Source organism: Micromonospora sp. NPDC000121, assembly GCF_042899165.1.
In the GTDB taxonomy this organism is placed as follows: domain Bacteria; phylum Actinomycetota; class Actinomycetes; order Mycobacteriales; family Micromonosporaceae; genus Micromonospora.
The window spans coordinates 281,626-302,560 of record NZ_JBIAZP010000009.1 but is presented as its reverse complement, the minus strand read 5'-3'; the positions used below and the strand labels follow the sequence as shown (position 1 = coordinate 302,560).

15 protein-coding genes and 4 tRNA genes are annotated in these 20,935 nt (G+C 75.7%); 16 read left to right on the top strand and 3 right to left on the bottom strand.

Translation table 11 applies throughout. From position 1 onward, the window contains the following. The first annotated feature begins 971 nt into the window (after positions 1–971). From ACFY23_RS24610 to ACFY23_RS24540, 15 genes are all read left to right on the top strand, one after another. The gene (locus ACFY23_RS24610; RefSeq protein ID WP_350819694.1) at positions 972–2,168 is read left to right on the top strand and encodes a Gfo/Idh/MocA family oxidoreductase; all 1,197 of its coding nucleotides are present in this window, start codon (positions 972–974) and stop codon (positions 2,166–2,168) included. 354 nt (positions 2,169–2,522) lie between these two features. Next, positions 2,523–4,004 (top strand): hypothetical protein, encoded by a 1,482-nt coding sequence (locus tag ACFY23_RS24605; protein ID WP_350819695.1) that lies wholly within the window; start codon positions 2,523–2,525, stop codon positions 4,002–4,004. A gap of 155 nt (positions 4,005–4,159) precedes the next feature. Beyond that, a tRNA-Glu gene (locus ACFY23_RS24600) sits at positions 4,160–4,232 on the top strand. Between the two features lie 25 nt (positions 4,233–4,257). Then, positions 4,258–4,332 (top strand) — tRNA-Trp (locus tag ACFY23_RS24595). Between the two features lie 20 nt (positions 4,333–4,352). After that, positions 4,353–4,427 (top strand) — tRNA-Arg (locus tag ACFY23_RS24590). Positions 4,428–4,451: 24 nt separating this feature from the next. Then, positions 4,452–6,038, top strand: coding sequence for an ankyrin repeat domain-containing protein (locus tag ACFY23_RS24585; protein ID WP_350680922.1), 1,587 nt, complete (start codon positions 4,452–4,454; stop codon positions 6,036–6,038). A gap of 41 nt (positions 6,039–6,079) precedes the next feature. Next, positions 6,080–6,152 (top strand) — tRNA-OTHER (locus tag ACFY23_RS24580). Positions 6,153–6,178: 26 nt separating this feature from the next. Next, the gene (locus ACFY23_RS24575; RefSeq protein WP_350680920.1) at positions 6,179–7,555 is read left to right on the top strand and encodes an SDR family NAD(P)-dependent oxidoreductase; all 1,377 of its coding nucleotides are present in this window, start codon (positions 6,179–6,181) and stop codon (positions 7,553–7,555) included. Beyond that, on the top strand, positions 7,552–8,688 hold the full coding sequence (locus ACFY23_RS24570; protein WP_350680918.1) for a gala protein: 1,137 nt from the start codon (positions 7,552–7,554) through the stop codon (positions 8,686–8,688). The genes ACFY23_RS24575 and ACFY23_RS24570 overlap by 4 nt, the downstream gene beginning before the upstream one ends. Continuing rightward, positions 8,685–10,559: an ankyrin repeat domain-containing protein gene (locus tag ACFY23_RS24565; RefSeq protein WP_387037835.1), complete on the top strand. Its 1,875-nt coding sequence runs from the start codon at positions 8,685–8,687 to the stop codon at positions 10,557–10,559. Before ACFY23_RS24570 ends, ACFY23_RS24565 begins: the two co-directional genes overlap by 4 nt. Further along, complete coding sequence (locus ACFY23_RS24560; RefSeq protein WP_350819697.1) at positions 10,556–11,737, top strand: sigma 54-interacting transcriptional regulator; 1,182 nt, start codon at positions 10,556–10,558, stop codon at positions 11,735–11,737. Before ACFY23_RS24565 ends, ACFY23_RS24560 begins: the two co-directional genes overlap by 4 nt. Continuing rightward, positions 11,734–12,915 (top strand): VWA-like domain-containing protein, encoded by a 1,182-nt coding sequence (locus tag ACFY23_RS24555; RefSeq protein ID WP_350680914.1) that lies wholly within the window; start codon positions 11,734–11,736, stop codon positions 12,913–12,915. Before ACFY23_RS24560 ends, ACFY23_RS24555 begins: the two co-directional genes overlap by 4 nt. Positions 12,916–13,046: 131 nt before the next feature. After that, a complete protein-coding gene (locus ACFY23_RS24550) occupies positions 13,047–13,772 on the top strand; it encodes a GntR family transcriptional regulator (protein ID WP_350680912.1) in 726 nt (241 codons plus the stop codon). Next, positions 13,769–14,620 carry a sterol desaturase family protein gene (locus ACFY23_RS24545; RefSeq protein ID WP_350680910.1) on the top strand — a complete coding sequence of 284 codons (852 nt, stop codon included), beginning with the start codon at positions 13,769–13,771 and terminating at the stop codon, positions 14,618–14,620. The genes ACFY23_RS24550 and ACFY23_RS24545 overlap by 4 nt, the downstream gene beginning before the upstream one ends. Continuing rightward, on the top strand, positions 14,617–15,276 hold the full coding sequence (locus ACFY23_RS24540; protein WP_350680908.1) for a lysoplasmalogenase: 660 nt from the start codon (positions 14,617–14,619) through the stop codon (positions 15,274–15,276). The genes ACFY23_RS24545 and ACFY23_RS24540 overlap by 4 nt, the downstream gene beginning before the upstream one ends. Before the next feature lie 136 nt (positions 15,277–15,412). Here ACFY23_RS24540 and ACFY23_RS24535 read toward each other — a convergent pair whose 3' ends face one another. The 3 genes from ACFY23_RS24535 to ACFY23_RS24525 form a co-directional block, all read right to left on the bottom strand. Then, positions 15,413–17,434 (bottom strand): heavy metal translocating P-type ATPase, encoded by a 2,022-nt coding sequence (locus tag ACFY23_RS24535; protein ID WP_350680906.1) that lies wholly within the window; start codon positions 17,432–17,434, stop codon positions 15,413–15,415. 96 nt (positions 17,435–17,530) lie between these two features. Beyond that, a complete protein-coding gene (rfbB, locus tag ACFY23_RS24530; protein WP_350680904.1) occupies positions 17,531–18,541 on the bottom strand; it encodes a dTDP-glucose 4,6-dehydratase in 1,011 nt (336 codons plus the stop codon). A gap of 327 nt (positions 18,542–18,868) precedes the next feature. Beyond that, the gene (locus tag ACFY23_RS24525) at positions 18,869–19,678 is read right to left on the bottom strand and encodes a SigB/SigF/SigG family RNA polymerase sigma factor (RefSeq protein WP_350680902.1); all 810 of its coding nucleotides are present in this window, start codon (positions 19,676–19,678) and stop codon (positions 18,869–18,871) included. A 322-nt stretch (positions 19,679–20,000) separates the two neighbouring features. Here ACFY23_RS24525 and ACFY23_RS24520 point away from each other — a divergent pair, with 322 nt between their 5' ends. After that, positions 20,001–20,933: an STM4015 family protein gene (locus ACFY23_RS24520; protein ID WP_350680900.1), complete on the top strand. Its 933-nt coding sequence runs from the start codon at positions 20,001–20,003 to the stop codon at positions 20,931–20,933. The last annotated feature ends 2 nt before the right edge of the window (positions 20,934–20,935 follow it).

The following is a 20,935-nucleotide window of genomic DNA, read 5'->3' as shown; positions in this document are numbered from 1 at the left end:
CACCGCCCGGAAACCCCACACCGTGGAGCCCCCGACCCGGGGCATTTCGTTCACATCCCCGCCGCTCTCGCGCCGGGCACTTTTACTACGTTACCCGCCGGTTTCCGCCGTGTCAAACCGCTCTCTCGCGATCCACACCACTTCAACCCGATTTCCGGGCACCACGAACGAACCGGCTTTCGCCAGGCCGATCATGGATTCAACAGGCCGGCCGCCGCGGTCTCCCGCTAGCTCGCCCGGTTCCCTGCCGGTCGTCAACCATACCCGGTCGGTTTCGCCTCGCCAAATCCGCCTCGCGGCAGATCCGGGGCCCCACCCGGTCCAGGTTCCGATGAGGTCAACCCATCCGACCCTGAGGTTGTTCCGCGCTCCGGCCTCCAGGGCTTTCGCCCTGTTTCGTCCGTTCCGCGCTGGCAGAGAGAAAGCTACGCGTCCCGCAGGAAGATCGTCAAATCCGCCGGGGGCGTCGCGCGTCACACGCCGGGACCGCAGCAGGCACCGGGCAATCGAGGAGGGCGGCGCCGGTCGGCTCAGCGGCGGGATCACGTGCCGGGAGACACCGCGACGGACGTGGCGTCGACCTCGGTGGCCTCGTCGAGCTCACGTGGCCAGCATCAAGCTGCGCCATCGGGAAGACGAGAGGCGCCTCGATGGACAGGAACCGCAGGGTCGACAGCGGCAGGTTCGGCCGGTTCGCCGCCGATCCGGACGGCGGCGGGAGGGGTGGGGCTGCGGAAGAGGATGTGCTGCGGCACGATCAGCACGTGGCCGCGAAGCAGCAGCGTCCCGATCACGACGGCGAACCAGACGCCGCACAGCCGGAGCCGCCGCCGGACGACGGCGTACGCGGCGCGCGGGCAGGAGATCGGGGCGAGTGTCCGGCGAGTCTCACCGCCGTCGGCGCGCAGGACACGCGATTCCCGACCGCCGCGGCGAGCCCGGGGCGGGCTACGGCGCCTTCGGGAGACGAGGTGCCGCGGGTCGCGGTGGTCGGGGCGAACGGGTACGGACGCTGGCACCGACGGGTCATCGCCCCGCTGCACGCCGCCGGACGGCTGCGACTGGTCGCCCTGGTGGACGTCCGCCCGGTCGAGGACGACCCGGCGGCGCCGGTGCCGGACGGCACGGTGGTCCATACCGACCACCGGGAGATGCTGCGGACGACCAGGCCGGACGTGGTGGTGGTCTGCACCCCGCCGCACACCCACCTGCCGATCGCCCTGGACTGCCTCGCCGCCGGCGCCGACCTGCTGCTGGAGAAGCCGCCGGTGCTGTCCGCCGCCGAGCACCGTGAGCTGTCCGCCGTCCTCACGGCGACGGGCCGGGTGTGCCAGGTCGGCTTCCAGGCGCTCGGCTCGGCGGCGCTTGCCGAGCTGACCGACGCGGTCCGGGCCGGACGGCTCGGCACCGTCACGGGCATCGCGACGGTAGCGGCCTGGCAACGTCCCGACGCCTACTACGCGCGGGCGCCGTGGGCCGGGCGGCGGACGCTGCACGGCCGGCCGGTGCTCGACGGCGCTCTGGCCAACCCGTTGGCGCACGCGGTCATGCAGTGCCTGGCGGTGGCCGAGGCGGCCGGGGGCGCGCCGGTGGAACCGGTGCGGATCGAGGTGGAGCGCTACCGGGTCCGGCCGATCGAGGTGGACGACACGGCGACGCTGCGGGTGCGGTCCCGGTCGGGACCGCCCATCGTCGCGGCGGTGACCCTGGCCGGCGAGGACCTCGTGGCCGGCGAGGTGATCGTGACCGGCACCGCCGGCCGGGCCGTGCTGGAGTACCCGACCGACCGCCTGCTGCTGCCCGGCGACGCCAGCCCGCGCGAGGTGCCGGGCCGGCGCGGGCTGCTGGCGAACCTCCTCGACCACCGGGCCGACCCGACGGGCGTACCGCTGATCGCGCCGCTGGCCGGGACGGCACCGTTCACGACGGTGCTGGAGGCGGTCACCGCGGCGCCGGAGCCGACGCTGCTCGACGGGGACCTCGTCACCGCCACCGGCGCCGGGCCGGACCGGGTGCTGACCATCCGCGGAATCGGCCGGCTGCTGCGCCGGGCGGCCGACGAGGGGGCGCTGCTGTCGGAGCTGGGGGTGCCGTGGGCGGTGGAACCGCACCGCAGGGACCTGGACGGGCGGGAGCGGCAACCCGCTGCGACGCACCGGCCCGCCTGACGCTGGCCACGGTTGCTCGGGGCGGCGGGCGGTCGGGGGCTCGACCACCTCCACATTCAGACCACGCGAGTCCACTCAGACTCGGTGGCGTCGCCTGACCGACTCCCGCGTGGGACGTCACCTGGCGGTGGTCGGCACCGACGCCGCCGCGGACGGCCCGATCCGTCCCGCGGGTCGCCGCGCGGGTCACCCCGTCCCACCGGTCGCCGCGCGGGTCACCCCGTCCCACCGGTCGCCGCGCGGGTCACCCCGTTCCGCGGGTCCGCGTGGCGGCGGTAGCGTGGCGCCACATCACGGCCCGTGGGGCGGACTCCCCCGCCGGCGTGGCGCTCGCGATCGTACGGAGGAGGGTGCATGTCCCACGGCGAGGAGCCGTTCGCGGCACGCGAGGACGCGACCTCGCGGCCGAGCTTTGACCTCGCACTGCGCGGCTACGACAAGCGGCAGGTCGACCGGTATGTCGAACAGGTCGACGGCGAGCGGTCGGCGCTGGCGGCCGAGCGGGAGCGGATCTCGGGCCAGTTTCGGGAGCTGACCGCCGAGCTGCACCGGCTGCGCGCGGAGGTCACGGAGCTGCGCGAGCGGCCGACGCAGCCGGACCGGGCGTCCTTCCGCGACCTGGGGCCGATGGTCGACCAGATCCTGGCCCTGGCGGAAAAGCAGGCCGGGGTGATCACCGATGCCGCCGGCCATGAGGCCGCCGAGTTGCGGGCCGAGGCGGAGCGAGCGCTCACCGAGGCCCGGGAGCACGCCGCCACGACGCTGCGGGAGCTGGCGGAGGAGGCAGCGGCCCGGCGCGCCCAGGACGAGCAGGAGCACGAGGAACGCCGCGCCAACGCCCAGGCCGAGCTGGCCCGGATCCGCGAGGCGGCGGAGCGGCTGCGGGCAGCCGGCGAGGCGGCGCACGACCACGCGCTCCAGGAGGCCAAGCGGATCGACGAGCAGAGCGCCCAGCAGATCGAACAGGCTCGCGCCGAGGCCGAGGGGTTCCTTACTGCGGCCCGTACCCAGATCCAACAGGAGGTGCAGGCGGCGCGCGCGAAGACCCAACATGAGCTGGGCCAGTGGCAGGCCAGCGTGGAGCGGGAGATCAACGAACGGCGGTCCGCCGCCGAGCAGGAGGTCACCGAGCAGCGCGCGACGGCGGAGCGGGAACTGGCCGGCCAGCGGACGGCGGCCGAGCAGGAGATCGCGACGCTGATCGCCGAGGCGCAGCAGTACGCGGCCAAGGTCCGCCAGCGCGCCGACGAGCAGGCCGCGGCCCACCAGCAGCAGCTCGTCGCGGCGCAGCAGGGCCTCCGGGACCGGCGGGAGGCGCTGGCCCGGGTGCAGTCCGAGCTGGAGACGGCGCAGCAGCAGCTCGCCCAGGCGCGGCAGGACAGCGGCAGCGCCGAGCGGGAGTTCACCGACCTGCAACAGCGCCTCGCCGAGACCCGGCAGGAACTGGCCGACGAGCTGCACCGCCTAGACGAGGTGCGCCGGGCCGCGGAGTCCGCGGAGCAGCACGCCAAGGAGGTCCGCGCCCGGGTGAAGCGGGAGGCGAAGCGGGTGGCGGACCTGGCCGCGGCTGCGGTCATGGCGGCCGCCACCGGCGGCGCGGAGACCGCCGAGTACCCACAGGTCGGCGCCCGCGCGCGCGGTGACCGGCCGGTGGCGCCCGCTGTCGAGGCGGTCGGCAGTGGAGCCGGCTACGCGGCAGCCGGCGTCGAGGCCGTGGCGGGCGGCGCCGGGAACCCGGCCGGCGACACGGGGCGGGCACCGGCCGACGACGACGAGCGGTCCCCGGGTGGCGCCGTGGCGCAGCCGCCGGTGGAGCCGGTGGCCGCCCCGGGCTGACGCGGCGCGTCGGGCCCCCGCTCGTGCCGGACCGCCTCGGGTCGGGCGGGGGCGCGCAGCCATGCGACGAGCGCGCAGCGGCCGGGCGGCACCACCGACCAGGACTCGTCGCACCGCGGGGTCGTCCGCCAACGGTGCCCTACACTCGCTCGCGGCGGGCGGTAGCGCAGAGGTCGTCGCGTCTCCCTCTCATGGAGAAGGACGCCGGTTCGATTCCGGCCCGTCCGCCGCCCGGGGTCGTCCGCCCGATCCGCGGGCCGTAGCGCAGCGGTCGTCGCGCCCGGTCTCCAAAACCGGGAGGACGCCGGTTCGAATCCGGCCGGCCCGCGCCCCTACACTCCCCGGCGAGCGGGTCGTAGCGCAGAGGTCGTCGCGCCCGACTGCGAATCGGGAGGACGCCGGTTCGATTCCGGCCGGCCCGCTCCCGACCGGAACGGGGGCGCCGAGATGGAACGCCGACGCGAGCGGGACCGGCAACTGCGGTTCCTGCGGTACGCCTCGCCACCGGGCATGGTCGAGGCCGCCACCGCCCGCCGGCGGGCCGGTGACTGGCGGGGTGCCTGCGCCGCGGCGGCGGTCGACGCGCACGTCGACCTGCGGGACGTGGCCTCCCGGTACGGCGGCGGCGAGGCCGCCCGGATCGAGGCCGAGCTGCGCGCCCTCGCCCCCGACCTGATGCGCCGCTTCCTGCCCCGCACCGGGTCGCTCACCCTGCTGCCGCGGGCCGCCGTCGTGCTCACCCGGCTGCCCGGTCCGGTCCGGACGGACGAGCGGCTGCTCCGCCGGGGCATCCCGCTGCTGGTGGCGACGCTGCCACTCACCGATCGCGCCCCGCAGCGGATCGGGTTGCGGGTCACCGAGAGCCATCGCCTGCCCTCCCGGTGGCACGACCTGCCGGGCTGGTGCTGGGACGCGGAGGCGGTCGACGCACGCCGCTGGGCGTACGGCGCCTCGGCCACCCGGCTCGCCTGGCACACGCCCGACGGCCACCCGTACCCACCGGGCGGCACGGGCGGTGCGGCGCCCGCCGACGACCGCGCCGCGGAGGTGGAAGCCCTCGCCGCGCTGCTGTCTGCGGGACGGCCGGTGGCGGCGTACGAGGCGGCCGGGTTCGCCGTCGAGCCCGACGGGGACCGGCAGAACGGCGCCCGCTTCGCGGCCCTGCTCGCCGCCCACGCGCCGGCGCTGCCCGTGCTCGCCGACGAGGCCCGCCGCCTCGCGCACCGCTACGCGGCGACGACGCAGGTCAGCGCGGACCACCGGCTCGCCGTCGAGCTCGCCGCCGACGGCCGACTGAGCGTCCGCAGGGCGAGCTGGCACGAGCCCGCCGTCGGGCCGTGCGCCTTCGGCCTGCCCGGGCCAGCCGACGTGGCGCTGCTGCGCCGGGGCGACCTGACGCCGGACGAGCTGCACCCGCTGGTGCACGAGGCGTTGTTTCCGCGTCGGGCGCAGGCGTGGCGGGCCCCGGCGCCGGCGCCACCCGCGCCGATCCGGATCCGGTGCGGGTCCGACTGGCACGTCGTCCAGCTCGCCGACGGGCGCCTCGCCACCCCGCACCACAGCGACGAGGAACTGAGCCGGGAGTTCCTGCTCGCCGGGCTGGGCGGGCCGCTCGTGGGCTGCGCGGCGGCGGTGCGGGCCTGGCGTACCGGGGCGAGACCGGTCCCGAAGGAGATCCGCAGGCTCCGGCAGGACGTCTTCGCCCGCGCGTTGCACGGCGACACCGACGGCGTGCTCGCCCTGCTCGCCGACGGCCTCGACCCCGGGCTGCGCGACGGCGCGGGCGGCACGCTGATGCACTGGTTGTCCCACCTGGACCACGCGAGGATGCTGCCGGCGCTCGCCGCCGCCGGTCTCGACGTCGACGAACGCGACCGGGACGGCCGGACCCCGCTGCACGCCGCCGCGGTCGCACTCGACACCGAGGTGATGGAGGCCCTGCTCGCGGCGGGCGCCGACGCGGACGCCGTGGACGCGCAGGGCCGCACCCCCGCCGGCCTGCTCGCCGCCACGCGGAAGCTGACGCGACGGTAGTCGAGGCGCTGTCGGTGGCCTTCGGTATGCTCCCGCGCGGCGAGGCCGTAGCGCAGAGGTCGACGCGCCTTGACAGCAAGCTGGAGGACGCCGGTTCGAATCCGGCCGGTCTCGCCGCCACCCCTTCGCGAAGGAGCACCGTGTCCGTCGACCGCGCCGAGCTGGCGGCCTGTCTGGCCGTCCTGGCCCGGCTCGACGACGGCGACCTGGACGAGGCGACCCGGCAGGAGCTGGAGCGGGCGGTCACGGCCGCCCACCGGGGGGTGAAGAAGCGCGCCAAGGCCCGCCGGGACGCCGAGACCCGGGCGGCGGACCGGGCGCTGCTGGCCGGCGCCACCCGCTTCCGCACCGAGATCCCCGACGTCGCCCCGCCCTCCGCCGGCCGACCCGCCGACCCGGGCCGGGACGGCGCGGGCCACGACGCGGTGGAGCGTGGGGCGCTGCGTCGGGAGCGCCACTGCTACGTGTGCAAGCTGCCCTACCGCCGGGTGGACGTCGACTACCACCAGATGTGCCCGCCGTGCGCGGCGGAGAACCGCGAGCGGCGGCACGCCCGCTGTGACCTGACCGGCCGCACCGCCGTAGTGACCGGCGGCCGGGTGAAGATCGGCTTCCACACCGCGCTGAAGCTGCTCCGCGACGGCGCCGAGGTGATCGTTACGACCCGGTTCCCCCGGGACGCCGCCCGCCGCTTCGCCGCCGTGCCGGACGCGGACGACTGGGCCGACCGGCTCTACGTGCACGGGCTGGACCTGCTCGACCTGGCCGGCACGCTCGACTTCGTCGCGGTGGTCGGCCGGCGCTTCGCCGGGCTGGACATCCTGGTCAACAACGCGGCGCAGACGCTGTACCGGCCGGAGGCGTACCACCGGGAGGTCCGGGCGGCCGAGTCGACGGCGCTGGAGGGGCCGGCGGCGCGGATCGCGATCGGCGCCACGCCCGCCGCCGCCACGGCGCAGCGCCTGCCCGCCGGGCTGGACGCGTTCTTCCCGGCCGGGCAGGTCGACGAGACCGGCCAGCCGCTCGACCTGCGCGAGGTCAACTCGTGGGTGCTCAGCGACGCCGACGTGAGCCCGCACGAGTGGTTGCAGGTGCACGTGGTCAACGCCTTCGCGCCCTTCCTGCTCACCTCCCGGCTGCGCCCGCTGATGCAGGCGAGCGTCCACCCGCAGCGGCACGTCGTGCAGGTCTCGGCGATGGAGGGCAGCTACAGCCGCTCCGGCAAGACCACCCGGCACCCGCACACCAACATGGCCAAGGCGTCGCTGAACATGCTGGTCCGCACGGTCGCCCCCGACTATCTGGCCAGCGGCATCCACATGAACAGCGTGGACACCGGCTGGGTCACCGACGAGCGGCCGCACCCGGGCAAGACCGCCCAGCGTGACCTCGGATTCCGGCCGCCGCTCGACGTGGTCGACGGCGCCGCCCGGGTCTACGACCCGATCGTCCGGGGCGTCCACGGCGCGCCGGTGAGCGGCCAGTTCCTCAAGGACTACCGGAGCGTGCCCTGGTGACCGATCCCACGCCGGTGCGGTGCCCGGCCATCGCCGACCCCGACGCCGGGCTCGCCGACCCGGCCGACTTCGACCCGCTGCTGCTCCGCCTCGCCGTGCCGGACGCGGTGGTCGGGCCCGAGGAGTTCCCGCGCGGCACGGTGCAGCCGGACGGCCGACTCGACCTGTGCAAGCAGGGCGTCGGCCCGGTGCAGACCGCCCGGATCGTGGCCGCCGCGGTCGACTCGCCGCTGGTGCGGCACCTGCTGCTGGGCACCAACGGCCTCGGCGCGGACGGCGCCCGAGCGGTCGCCGAGGCGCTGCGCCCGGGGCACCACCTCGAGACGCTCTACCTGGGCTGCAACCGGATCGACCCGGCCGGGGTCGACGCGCTCGCCGCCCGGCTGGCCGGCGACCGCACGGTGCGGGCGCTGTGGCTCAAGCGCAACCCGGTCGGCGACGAGGGCGTCCGGCGCCTCGCCGCCGCGCTCGCGGTGAACTCCACCATCCGCACGCTGGACCTGGTCAACGTGGGGATGAGCGTACGCGGGTTGGCCGCCCTCGCCGAGGCGCTGACCGACCGGGAGCCGCCGGTGCAGCGGCTCTTCCTCGGCGGCAACGGCTTCGGCCCGGACGCGGTGCCGGTGCTCGGCGCGCTGGTCCGCGCCGCCGGGGTCCGGGAGCTCTACCTGGCGGCGAACCACCTCGGGGACGCCGGCGCCGCCGCCCTCGCCGAGCTGGTCGACGGGGTGGAGGTGACGCTCGGCCTGGGCGGCAACGGGATCACCCCGGCCGGGGTGACCGCGCTGGCCCGGCACCTGGGCGCCTGGCGGGCGCTGGACCTGGCCCGGCCGCCCTCGGAGCGGGCCCTCGGGGCGCGCGGCAACGTGGTCGGCGACGAGGGCGCCGCGACGCTGGCCGACGCGCTGCCCGCCGCCCGGCTGCGCCGGCTGGACCTGCGGCGTACGGAGGTCGGTGGGCGGGGCGCGAAGCGGCTCGTCGAGGCCGTCGAGGGTCACCCGACGCTGGAGTACCTGGGCATCAACGGGGGCGTGCCGCGCCGGCAACGTCGCCGGGCCTCGGCGCTGCTCGCCGAGCGGCCGGTCACCGCGCCGCACGAGGACATCCGGGCGATCGCGAGCGTCTACCGGTGAACCCGCCCGTCGTCGACGAGATCCGCACCTGGCAACGCGTCCGGCGGTACGCCGTGCCGGCCGCGATGATCGAGGCGTGCACCGCGGCCCGGGAGGCCGGCGACTGGCGGGCCGCCTGCGCGGCGGGCCGCATCGACGTGGCGGTCGACCTGGGCGAGGTGGCCAGGGAGCACGGTCGGGCCCGCGCCGAGCGGCTCGAGGCGGACCTCGGCGCGCTCGCCCCGGACCTGCTGCGCTGGCACCTGCCGCGCGTGCTCGGCGGCCGCACCAGCGTCGCCACCCACCAGCGGTTCGTGCTGTCCACCGCCGACGGGCGGTTCGACGAGCGCGACGTCGCGCTGGTGGTGGACGCGCCGAAGACGGTCGACGGGTCGCAGCGGCTGCGGCTGCGCGTCCGCCCCGCACGGGCCGAGGGCTACCCCACGCAGGACCTGCCGCCGGTGTACTGGAGCGCCGCGCACGTCGACGGTCTCGCCGGCGCGTACGGCGGCTCGCCGGTCCGGCTGCCCGGCCTCGCGGCCGACGGCGCGGTCCGGCCGTTCGAGTCGTACGCGACGGTGGTCGACCCGGGCGACCCGGCGAGCCGGGCCGAGGTCTTCGACCGGCTGATCGCCGGCGGCGAGATGGTCGAGGCGTGGGCGGTGGCCGGCGTCGAGCTCGAACCCGAGGTCCCGGAGACCTACTACCTCAACCGCGAGGTCGCACGCGCCGCCCGCGGCTGGCTGGTCCCGCTCGGGCTGGACGCCGAGCTGGCCCGCCTCGAAAGCCGCTACGGCGTCGACCGGGTGATGCTCTGGTCCGGGGGGCGGCCGGTGGTCGAGGTGCGGCGGCGGGGCGACGGCACCGTTGCGGCCGGGTTCGTCGGGTACGAATCGGAGCACTTCACCCGCGTCCGCTTCGCCGGCGTGGTCCACGAACGCCCCGCCGACCTGGACCTGCTGCGGCACGGCCTGATCCGCCCCGCGGAGCTGCACCCCCTGGTGCGTCGGGCCCTGTTCCCGTCGGCACCGTCCACGCCGGACACCGTCCCGCCGCCGGGCGACCGCGCATCGGTGCCGGCGGCGGTACGGCTGCCTGCGGCGCGGGCCGAGACCGCGCGGCCGGGGGCCCCGGAGCCCGGGCAGGCCGAGCCGGCACAGGACGAGCAGGCGGAGACCGCGCCGGCCGAGGCGGGTCGGCCGGAGACAGCGCGCGCCGAGCAGCCGGAGACCGCGTCGGCCGGAACGGCGCGGCCGGAGGTGGTCGGTCTGCGGGTGGAGGTGCCGGTGCGGTGCGGGGGCGCCTGGCACACCCTCGTCCACGGCGACGGCCGACTCGACCCGGTGTCGCACACCGCCGAGGAGGTCGCCGGGGAGGAGCTGCTGCGCGCCCTCGGCGGGCAGTCGGCGGGCTGCTTCGCCGCCGTGCAGGCGTGGCGCGGCGGGCCGGGCCGGCTGCCCCGGCCCCTGCGCGAGCTGCGGCGCGACGTGCTGCTGCGGATCCAGCACGGCGGCGCGGCGACGTTGGCCGCGCTGCTGGACGCGGGGCTCGACCCGAGGATGGGCGACGGCCGGGGCGGCACGCTGCTGCACCAGCTGCGCGCGGTGGAGGACGTCTCGCTGGTCCGGAGGCTGCTCGACGCCGGCGTGCCGATCGGGGCCGGGGACCGGCGGGGCCGCACCGCGCTCCACGTGGCCGTCGGCGACGGCGGCGGCCCGGAGCTGGTCCGTGCGCTGCTGGCCGCCGGCGCCGACCCGGACGCCCCCGACGAGGACGATTGCAGCCCCCGCGAACTGGCGGAGGGGAAGGCGAGCATGTACGACGACGACGGCGAGGACGTGCAGCCGGTGTTCCGGATCCGGGACGTGCTGGCCGAGTGGGTCGACGGATGACGGCGGCCGTGCGGGCGCTGGCCGCCGCCGACGACCTCGTCGCCGCCACCCGGGCGTGGCGGACGGAGCCGGCCGCCGACCCGAAGGTCGAGGCGCTGGCCCTGGCGGTCTCGGCGAACCTGCCGGTGCTGCTGTGGGGCGAGCCGGGCATCGGCAAGTCCGCCACCCTCCAGCAGCTCGCCGACGGGTTGGGCCTGCCCCTGGAGACGGTCATCGCCAGCGTCCACGAGCCGTCGGACTTCGCCGGGTTGCCGATCGTCGGGGACTCCCCGGCCACCGACGGGGTGCCGATGGCGCCGCCGGACTGGGCGGTCCGGCTGGCGCGTACCGGATCGGGGTTGCTCTTCTTCGACGAGCTCTCCTCCGCGCCGCCGGCGGTGCAGGCGGCGCTGCTGCGGGTCGTGCTGGAGCGCCGGGTCGGCAGCCTCACGCTGCCGGCATCGGTGCGGATCGTGGCGGCCGCGAACCCGCCGACCAGCGCAGCGGACGGCTGGCACCTGGCCCCGCCGCTGGCGAACCGGTTCGTGCACCTGCACTGGACGCACGACGCGCGCACGGTCGCGCGGGGTCTGGCCGGCACGTGGCCGGCGGTGGCCGTGCCGGAGGTCCGGCCCGGGCGCACCGCCACGGCGCTGGCCAGGGCGCGCGGCGCGATCGCGGGTTTCCTCACCGCTCGGCCGGGGCTGACCCACCACCTGCCCGCCGACGCCGAGGCCCGTGGCGGCGCGTGGCCGTCGCCGCGCACCTGGGAGATGGTGCTGCGGCTGCTCACCGTTCACCACGCGGCGGGGACCGGGGCGGAGGCGCTGGCGCTGGCGGTGATCGGCGCTGTCGGCGACGGCGCGGGGTTGGAGTTCGTCACCTATCTGGAGCACCTGGACCTGCCCGACCCGGAGCGGGTGCTCGCCGACCCGGCGGCGTTCCGGCTGCCGGAGCGGGGCGACCGGCAGTTGGCGTTCCTCACCGCCGTGATCTCCGCGGTGCAGGCGAAGGTCGACCGGTCCCGCTGGGAGGCCGGCTGGGTGGTGCTGGGCAAGGCGGTCGAGGCGGGCGTGCCGGACGTCGCGGCGCGCGCGGCGATGGACCTGGCGGCGCTGCGCGACACCGCGTGGCCGGTGCCGCCGGCCATCCACGCCTTCGCCGACGTGCTGCGGTTGTCGGGACGCCTGGCCGGATGAGTGCCGGCGGCGGCCGGCTGGACCGCACGAAGCTGCTCGCCGCCCGGTTCCGAGCGGCGCAGGACCGCCCCTATCTGGCGACCGCGCTGTACAGCGTCACGGTGGTGGAGTCGCCGCACGTGCCGACCATGGGCGTCGACCGGCACTGGCGCTGCCACGTCTCGCCGGGGTTCGTCGACCGGCTGCCGGTGGCCCAGCTCGCGGCGGTGTGGATCCACGAGGTGGCCCACCTGCTGCGCGACCACCACGGCCGCGCCGACCGGCTCCCCGTCGGGCAGCGGCGCGACCACCACCGGGTCAACGTCGCGCAGGACTGCGAGATCAACGACGACCTGGTGGCCGACCGCCTGCCGCTGCCGCCGGACCGGATCGAGCCGAAGACCTTCGGGCTGCCGGCGGGCCTGCTGTTCGAGGCGTACCTGCCGCTGCTGCCTCCGCAGGTGTGCGAGGTGGGAGCGCACGACTGCGGATCCGGGGCGCACGGCGTGGACCGGCCGTGGGAGCGCGACGGCGCGGGCGGCGTCAGCGCCGTGGAGGCGGGGGCGATCCGCCGGGAGACGGCGCACGCGATCCGCGCGCACGTCCGCTCCCGGGGCACCGTCGCGGCCGGGTGGGAACGCTGGGCCGCCCAGGTGCTCGAACCCCGGGTGGACTGGCGGCGGGCGCTGACGGGCGCGGTACGCGAGGCGGCCGCGTGGGCCGGCGGCGCGGTCGACTACACCTACCACCGGCCCTCCCGACGCGCCGCGGCGACCCGCGGAGTGGTGCTGCCCAGCCTGCGCCGTCCGGTGCCCCGGGTGGCGGTCGTGGTGGACACGTCGGGGTCGATGGGCGAGCCGCAGCTCGCCGCCGCGCTCGCCGAGGTCGCCGGGGTGCTCCGGGCGGTCGGCGTCGGCGGCAACCGGGTCACCGTGCTCTCCTGCGACGCGGCCGTGCACGTCGTACGACGGGTGCACACCGTCGGCGAGGTACGGCTGGCCGGGGGCGGCGGCACCGACATGCGGATCGGGATCGAGGCCGCGCTGCGCGACCGACCGCACATCGTGGTGGTGCTGACCGACGGCTTGACGCCGTGGCCGGCGGCGCCGCTGGAGTCCACGCGGGTCGTCGCGGGGCTGATCGGGTCGGGTGCGCCGCCGCCGCCGTCCTGGATCACCAGCGTCACGATCGACGACTGACCCGGGGGCTGGACGCGCTGCGCGACGAGCGGCGCGTCGCCTCGGTCGCGCGCCTCGCAGGGGCCGGAAGCCGGAACCAGGCTGGTCCAACCAGTTGACGGGTTGATGTGTGCTGCGCCACACTCCCCGGCATGGACTTCGCCCCCGCCCCCCGCTCCTCGGTCTCCGACCACGTCTTCGGCCAGCTCCGCGACGCCATCGTCAGCGGCGCCTACCGTCCCGACGAGGCGCTGCCCGGCGAGCGGGAGCTGGCCGCCACCTTCGGGGTCAACCGGCACGCCGTCCGTGAGGCGCTGCGCCGGTTGCAGCAGCTCGGGCTGGTCCGGGTCAGCCAGGGCGGCGCGACCCGGGTGCTGGACTGGCGGGTGCACGCCGGGCTCGACCTCGCGCTCTCCCTCACCCGCTTCCACGACACCCTCCCGGTGGACACCCTGGTCCGCGACATGCTCGAGATGCGGGCCTGCGTCGGGGTCGACGCGGCCCGGCTCTGCGCCGAGCGCGGCGACCCGGCGGCCCGGGCCGCGATCCTGCGGGCCGTCGAGGAGTACGCGGGCCTCGCGCCGGACCTGGCCGGGATGGGCGAGGCGACCATCGTGCTCTGGCGGCACATCGTCGCCGGCTCCGGCAACACCGCCTACCTGCTGGCCTTCAACAGCCTGGTGGCCGGCGCGCTCGCCGTCGGCGAGGTGCCACCGGAGCGGCGCGCCGCGGAACTGCTCGACGTCGCAGGCCACCGCCGGCTCGCCGACGCCATCGTCACCGGCCGGGCCTCCGACGCCGCCCGCGAGGCACGCGCCCTGCTCACCGCTCCCCTCACCACCGCCGCCGCACCGCCGAGAAGGGAGGCCCGGGCATGATCCCCGCCGTGCTCTACGCCGTACCGGCGTTCCTGCTCCTCATCGCCGTCGAGGCGCTCTCCTACCGCTTCGCGCCCGACGACGACGAGCGCGGGTACGAGCTGCGCGACACCGCCACCAGCCTGACCATGGGCGCCGGCAGCCAGGTCATCGGCGTGCCGTGGAAGCTGCTGACGGTCGGCCTCTACGCCGCCGCGTACACGCTCGCACCGGTCCAGCTCTCCCCCACCAGCGTCTGGACGTGGGTCCTGCTGTTCTTCGCCGACGACCTGGCCTACTACTGGTTCCACCGCTCCCACCACGAGGTGCGGCTGCTCTGGGCCGGGCACGTGGTGCACCACTCCAGCGTCTTCTTCAACCTCTCGACGGCGCTGCGGCAGAGCTGGACCCCGATGACGTCGATGCCGTTCTGGCTCGGGCTGGCGCTGCTCGGCATCCCGCCGTGGATGATCTTCCTCCAGCAGTCGGTCAGCCTGCTGTACCAGTTCTTCCTGCACACCGAGCGGATCACCGTGCTGCCCCGCCCCATCGAATGGATCTTCAACACGCCGTCGCACCACCGGGTCCACCACGGCGCCAACGCCGAGTACCTGGACCGCAACTACGGCGGCATCCTGATCGTCTGGGACCGGCTGTTCGGCACCTTCGAGCCGGAACGCGCCGCCGTCCGGTACGGCCTGACGAAGAACATCGGCACCTACAACCCGCTGCGGGTGGCGACCCACGAGTACCGGGCCATCTGGGCCGACGCGCGGGCCGCCTCGTCCTGGCGGCACCGGCTCGGCTACGTGCTCGGCCGTCCCGGCTGGCAGCCCGCCCCGCACGCGCAACCGGTCGCTGCCCGGTGAGGCGGCTCTGGCCGTTCGGCGTGGTGGCGGCCGTCGAACTGATCGGCGTCGCGGCCGACGTGACCGCCCTGCAGTGGCTGGCCAAGCCCCTGCTCGCGCCGGTGCTGCTGGCGTACCTGCTGCGGGCGCGCCGACGCGTCGACGGGGTCGCCGTCGGACTGGTCTTCGCCACCGCCGGGGACGTCGCGCTGCTGCTGTCCGGCAGCACCGCGTTCCTCGTCGGCATGGGGTGCTTCCTCGGCACGCAGGTCGGCTTCGTGACCGCCTTCCTGCGCCGCCGGCGACCGCCCGTCGCCGCGGTCGCCGGCTACCTCGCCTGCTGGGCGGCGGCCAACGTCGCGCTGTGGAACGCCCTCGGCCCGCTGCGGCTGCCGGTCCTCGGCTACAGCCTCGCGCTCGGCCTGATGGCCGCCGCCGCGGCCGGCGTCTCCCGCCGGGTGGCCGTCGGCGGGGCGCTGTTCCTCGTCTCCGACCTGCTGATCGGGCTGGACGCCGCGGGCACCACGCTGCCGGGCCACGGCCTGGCCGTGATGACCACCTACATCGGGGCCCTGCTGCTCATCACCACCGGATGGGCCGAGGCTACCGGCCGCACGCGCGACGCCGCCGACGGCGGCCCCGTCCGCGCCGGACGGGTGCCGGACGGCGCCCGGTAGCCGAACCCCGGGCGCCGCCCCCGGTGCACCCGGAATTCGTACGGCATCCACATCCGCGCACAGGTTGGCCGGTTTGGCTGGCGCCCGACCTCGTCCACCCACGCGAGATCGGCTGCCACCATGCCCTTTTCCGCTATCAGGGCGTGAGCCGCACCCGGCGCAGCAGTTGCGCGTTGACCGCCACCACGACGGTGGAGGCGGACATCAGCACCGCCGCGACCGCCGGGCTGAGCGCGATCCCGGCCCAGGCCAGGACACCGGCGGCCAGCGGGATCGCCACCACGTTGTAGCCGGCGGCCCAGGCCAGGTTCTGCACCATCTTCCGGTACGACGCGCGGGACAACCGGAGCACGCCGGTGACACCGCGCGGGTCGGAGGAGGCCAGGATGACCCCGGCCGACTCGATGGCCACGTCGGTGCCGGCGCCGATCGCCAGGCCGACGTCGGCGCGGGCCAGGGCCGGGGCGTCGTTGACACCGTCGCCGACCATCGCCACGGTCAGCCCGCGGGCTTGGAGGTCGGCGACCGCCCGGTCCTTGTCGGCGGGGAGCACCTCGGCGAAGACCTCGTCGACGCCCGGCCGGAAGCCCAGGTCGGCGGCGACGGCCTCGGCGACCGGCCGGGCGTCGCCGGTGATCATCGCGATCGTCCGTACGCCGTGCTCGCGCAGCTCGGCGATGGCCGCGCGGGCCTCCGGGCGGACCTCGTCCTCGAGGGCGAAGGCGCCCACCGCCTCGGGTCGCCCGTCGGCGGGCAGCCGGACGAGGTGCAGCACCACCGCACCGCGCGCCGACCAGCCCCGGGTCACCGTGGCGAGGTCGTCGGGCACGGCCGCTCCGAGTTCGTTCACCAGGGCGGGGCCGCCGACCGCCCAGGTGGCGCCGTCGACGACGGCCCGGACCCCCCGGCCGGGCAGCGACCGGAAGTCCCGGGCTTCGGCCCGCAGCCCCCGCTCCCGCGCGACCCGCACCAGGGCGCGGGCCAGGGGGTGTTCGCTGTCGGCCTCGACCGCGCCGGCGATCCGCAGCACCTCGTCCTCGGTGACGCCACCGACGGCGGCCGTGGCGGTGACCGTGTGGGCGCCCTTGGTCAGGGTGCCGGTCTTGTCGAACAGCACCGCGTCGACGGTGCGCATCCGCTCCAGGGCCAGGCGGTCCTTGACCAGGATGCCGGCCTTGGCCGACACGGCGGTGGAGAGCGCGATCACCAGCGGGATGGCCAGCCCGAGGGCGTGCGGGCAGGCGATCACCAGCACCGTCACCGACCGCACGACGGACTGGTCCGGATCGTCCAGCGCCCACCAGGCGGCGAAGGTGACCAGCGCGGCGGCGGTGGCGACGTAGAAGAGCGTCGCGGCGAAGCGGTCGGCGAGGACCTGGGCCCGGCCGCTGGACGCCTGGGCCTGGCTGACGAGCCGGCCGATGCCGGCCAGCGCGGTGTCCTCGCCCACCGCGTCGACCCGGACCCGCAGCGCGGAGTCGGTGGCCACCGTGCCGGCCACCACCCGGTCGCCCACGCCGCGCGGCACCGGCCGGGACTCCCCCGTGATCATCGACTCGTCCAACTCGGCGGTACCGTCGACGATCGAGCCGTCGGCCGGCACCCGACCACCGGAGCGGACCAGCACCACGTCGCCCACCCGCAGGTCGGCCAGCGGCACGCGGCGCGGGGTGCCGTCGTCGTCGAGCCGTTCGGCCTCGTCGGGCAGCAGGGCGGCCAGCGCGGCGAGGGCGCCCTGCGCCTGGCCGATCGCCTTCATCTCCTGCCAGTGCCCCAGCAGCATGATGGTCACCAGCGCCGCCAGCTCCCACCAGAAGTCCAGGTCGAACGCGCCGAGGCTGGTCGCCAGCGACGCGGCGTACGCCACCGTGATCGCCATCGAGACCAGCAACATCATCCCCGGGGCGCGGTCGCGGACCTCCCGTACGGCGCCCACCAGGAACGGCCGGCCGCCGTAGAAGAAGACCACCGAGCCGAGGACCGGGCCCACCCAGCTCCTGCCCGGGAAGTCCAGGGTGTAGCCGAACCAGTCCATCACCAGGTGACTGGTCAGCACGATCGGCACGGTGAGGGCGAGGCACAGCCAGAACGTGCGGCGGAACTGCTCCGGGTCGTGACCGGCGTGCTTGTCGTGCCCACCGTGGGCGGATCGGCGCACGGGACCACTGTAGGAGTAACGGGGGTCACCGGGCCGGGGATCACCGCGATCGGCGGGACCCGGGCCACGCGCCCGGGCGGCGCGTTCAGCGCCGGCTCACCGCCACGCCGTCTCCTCCGCCACCTGTACGCGGTCGAGCAGCGGCCGCCACCAGTTCTCGTGCTCCCGGTACCAGGCGATCGTCTCCGTCAGCCCGTCGCCGAACCCGATCCTCGGGGCCCAGGACAGCTCGCGGCGCAGCTTGCCCGAGTCGAGCAGGTAGCGCCGGTCGTGCGAGGGCCGGTCGGGCACCCGTCGCTTCAGCTCCGCGCCGAGACCCAACTCCCCCAGCACGGCGTCGGCGAGCGTCTCCACGTCGACCTCGACGCCGCTGCCCACGTTGTACGTCTCCCCCAGCCGGCCGTGCAGCAGCACCGCCTCGACCGCGCGGCAGTGGTCGGTCACGTGCAGCCACTCCCGTCGGTTGCGGCTGGAGGCGTAGACCGGCAGCGGCATGCCCCGCAACGCGTGCGTGACGAACAGGGGGATGACCTTCTCCGGGAACTGGTACGGGCCGTAGTTGTTGGAGCAGGTGGTGATCGTGAAGGGGATCCCGTAGGTGTGCCCGAAGGCCCGCACGGCGTGGTCGCCCCCGGCCTTCGCCGCGTTGTACGGGGTGCGCGGCAGGTAGGGCGAGTCCTCGGTGAAGGCGCCGGGGTCGTCCAGCGCCATGTCCCCGTACACCTCGCAGGTGGAGATCTGGTGGAAGCGGATGCCGTCGCGGCCGACCCGCCGGACGGCCTCCATGAGGGCGACCGGCCCCAGCACGTTCGTCTCGAAGAAGGCCGTCGGGCCCAGCACCGCGCGCGAGTTGTGCGACTCGGCGGCGAAGTTGACCACCACGTCGACGCCGTGTTCGCGCAGCGCCCGCTCCACGGCCGGCTGGTCCCGGATGTCGCCGTGGACGAAGGTGACCGCGTCACCGAGGTCGACGAGGTTGGCCAGTGTGCCGGAGTACGTCAGCAGGTCGAAGGCGATCACCCGGTCGCCCGGGTGGGCGCGGCGCCAGTGGCGGACGAAATTGGACCCGATGAAGCCCGCCGCGCCCGTCACGAGAATCGTGCTCATTGATCTCTCCTACCTTCGCCCGGCGGGCCTCCGAGGTGGTGCCGGAGGGTCCGTCGGCGACATCCGGCCAGTCCGTGCGACGCGACCCGCCGTCGGCGGGCCCGCGTGGGTGGTTCACCCGGACGAGTCTGCCCGGTGGAACGGGCGGCCGGTCGTTGCGCCGTGCGCCCGGAGCGTCGCCGCGGCGGGTGGTCGCGGCCGGTGCCCCCGGCGCGGCCCGGACCCGGTGCCCCCCGCCGGCCCGGAGTGTCGGCAAGGGCCCCTCCGCTGCCCGGAGGCGTGCGGAAGGGCCCTTGCCGACGAAAGTCGGAAGCCGGGAAGCCGGACTCAGCAGTCGGCGAGCTGCCCCCGCAGCTTGCCGAGGGCGCGGGCGAGCAGCCGGGAGACGTGCATCTGGGAAACGCCGACCCGGGCGGCGATCTCGCTCTGGGTGAGGTTGCCGTAGAAGCGCAGGGTGAGGATCTTCTGCTCCCGCTCGTCGAGGGTGGCGAGCGCCGGGCCGAGGGCCACCCGCAGCTCGGCCAGCTCGAACTCGCCGTCCTCGGCGCCCAGCGTGTCGGCGAGTTCGGTGGGGCTGTCGCCGTCACCGATGGGGGTGGAGAGGGAGACGGCGTTGTAGGCCCGGGCGCCCTCGAGGCCCTCCAGGACCTCCTCCTCCGTGACGTCGAGGTGGGCGGCGATGTCGGCGACCGTCGGGGCCCGGTTGAGCGCCTGCGTGAGGACGCCGTTGGCCTCGGAGATGCGCAGCCGCAGCTCCTGCAGTCGGCGCGGGACGCGGATGTTCCAGGTGCGGTCGCGGAAGTGCCGCTTGATCTCGCCGAGGATCGTCGGGATGGCGAAGCCGGCGAAGTCGACGCCCCGGGAGGCGTCGAACCGGTCCACCGCCTTGATCAGCCCGAGGGCGGCGGTCTGGGTGAGGTCGCCGGTGGGCTCGCCGCGCCCGCTGTAGCGGTAGGCGAGGTGGTGGGCCAGCGGCAGCCACGCCTCGATCGCCCGATCCCGCAGCGCCGGCCGGTCGGGGTGCCCCTCGGGCAGGGCGGCGAGGGCGGCGATCAGCTCGCTCGCGCGGGACTCGTCGCCGGCCGCCGTGGTGCTGGCGTCGGTGGTGGTCGTCAGCGCGGTGGTCGTGGTGATCATGTTGGCCTTCCTGTCCCGCACGGCGCGGCGGCGCCCGGGGGCGTCGACCGCAGTGCAGCCCACCCTAGACCAAAGGCTGCACCCACATCAACCGAACGGACGATGGATGAAATACCCTAAAGGGTCTAAAAAGGGACGCGCCGGATCGTCGGCGGGGTCGACACCCCGAGCGGCCCGGGACCGAGGGCTCCCGCCGGGTTGCCCAGAGTGGCTCACCGACATCCGGGCGGCCGAGAACCCGGCGGGCCGCCGCCGCTGATCATCTTGTCGGGCACACCTGTTACGGTCTCGCCGCCGCTGCACCAGTCGACCGGAGGTAGGCGTGATCAGTTCGCACGTGTCGTCGTTCGCCGGGTTGCCGGTGCTGCCGTTCACACCGGGCATGACCCTCCCCGACGATCCGTCGGCGGTCGCCTGGCGGCTGGAGGTCGAGGACTTCGACGCCGATCCCGAGGAGTTCGCCGGCCTCGTGCAGGCCATGCGTGAGCAGGTGCCGGCCGACGCGGTGCACGCCCTGGTGGTCGGCGAGTGGGGCGAGGCGTACGAGCGACCGCTGCCGGTGGAGCTGCTGGTGGCGGCGGCTCGCGAGTGGACGGCGCTGCGGGCGGTCTTTCTCGCCGACCTGACCTACGAGCAGTGCGAGATCTCCTGGCTCCGGCACGGCGACGTCACCCCGCTGCTCGCGGCGTACCCGGCGCTGGAGGTGCTGTGGGTGCGCGGCGCGCAGGACCTGCGGCTGGAACCGGTCCGGCACGACCGGCTGCGCGAGCTGCGATTCGAGTCCGGCGGGCTGCCGGCCGGTGTGGTGCGGGCCGTCGGCGCCTGCGAGCTGCCGGCCCTGCACCGGCTGGAGCTGTGGCTCGGCCGCTCCGACTACGGCGGCGACGCGACCGTGGACGACCTGGTCGGCGTGCTGGCCGGCACCGGCCTGCCCGCGCTGCGGCACCTGGCGCCGTGCAACGCCGAGATCGCCGACGCGGTGGCGGCGGCCGTCGCCGCGGCGCCGGTCGTCCCGCGGCTGGAGGTCCTCGACCTGTCGATGGGCACGCTCACCGACGAGGGCGCGAAGGCGCTGCTGGCCGGCCAGCCGCTGACCCATCTGACGCGGCTCGACCTGCACCACCACTACCTCTCCGAGGAGATGGCCGCGGCGGTGGTCGCCGCGCTGCCGGGGGTGCGGGTCGACGTGTCCGACCCGCAGACCGCCGACGAGTACGACGGCACCCGCTACCGCTACACCGAGGTCGGGGAGTAGTC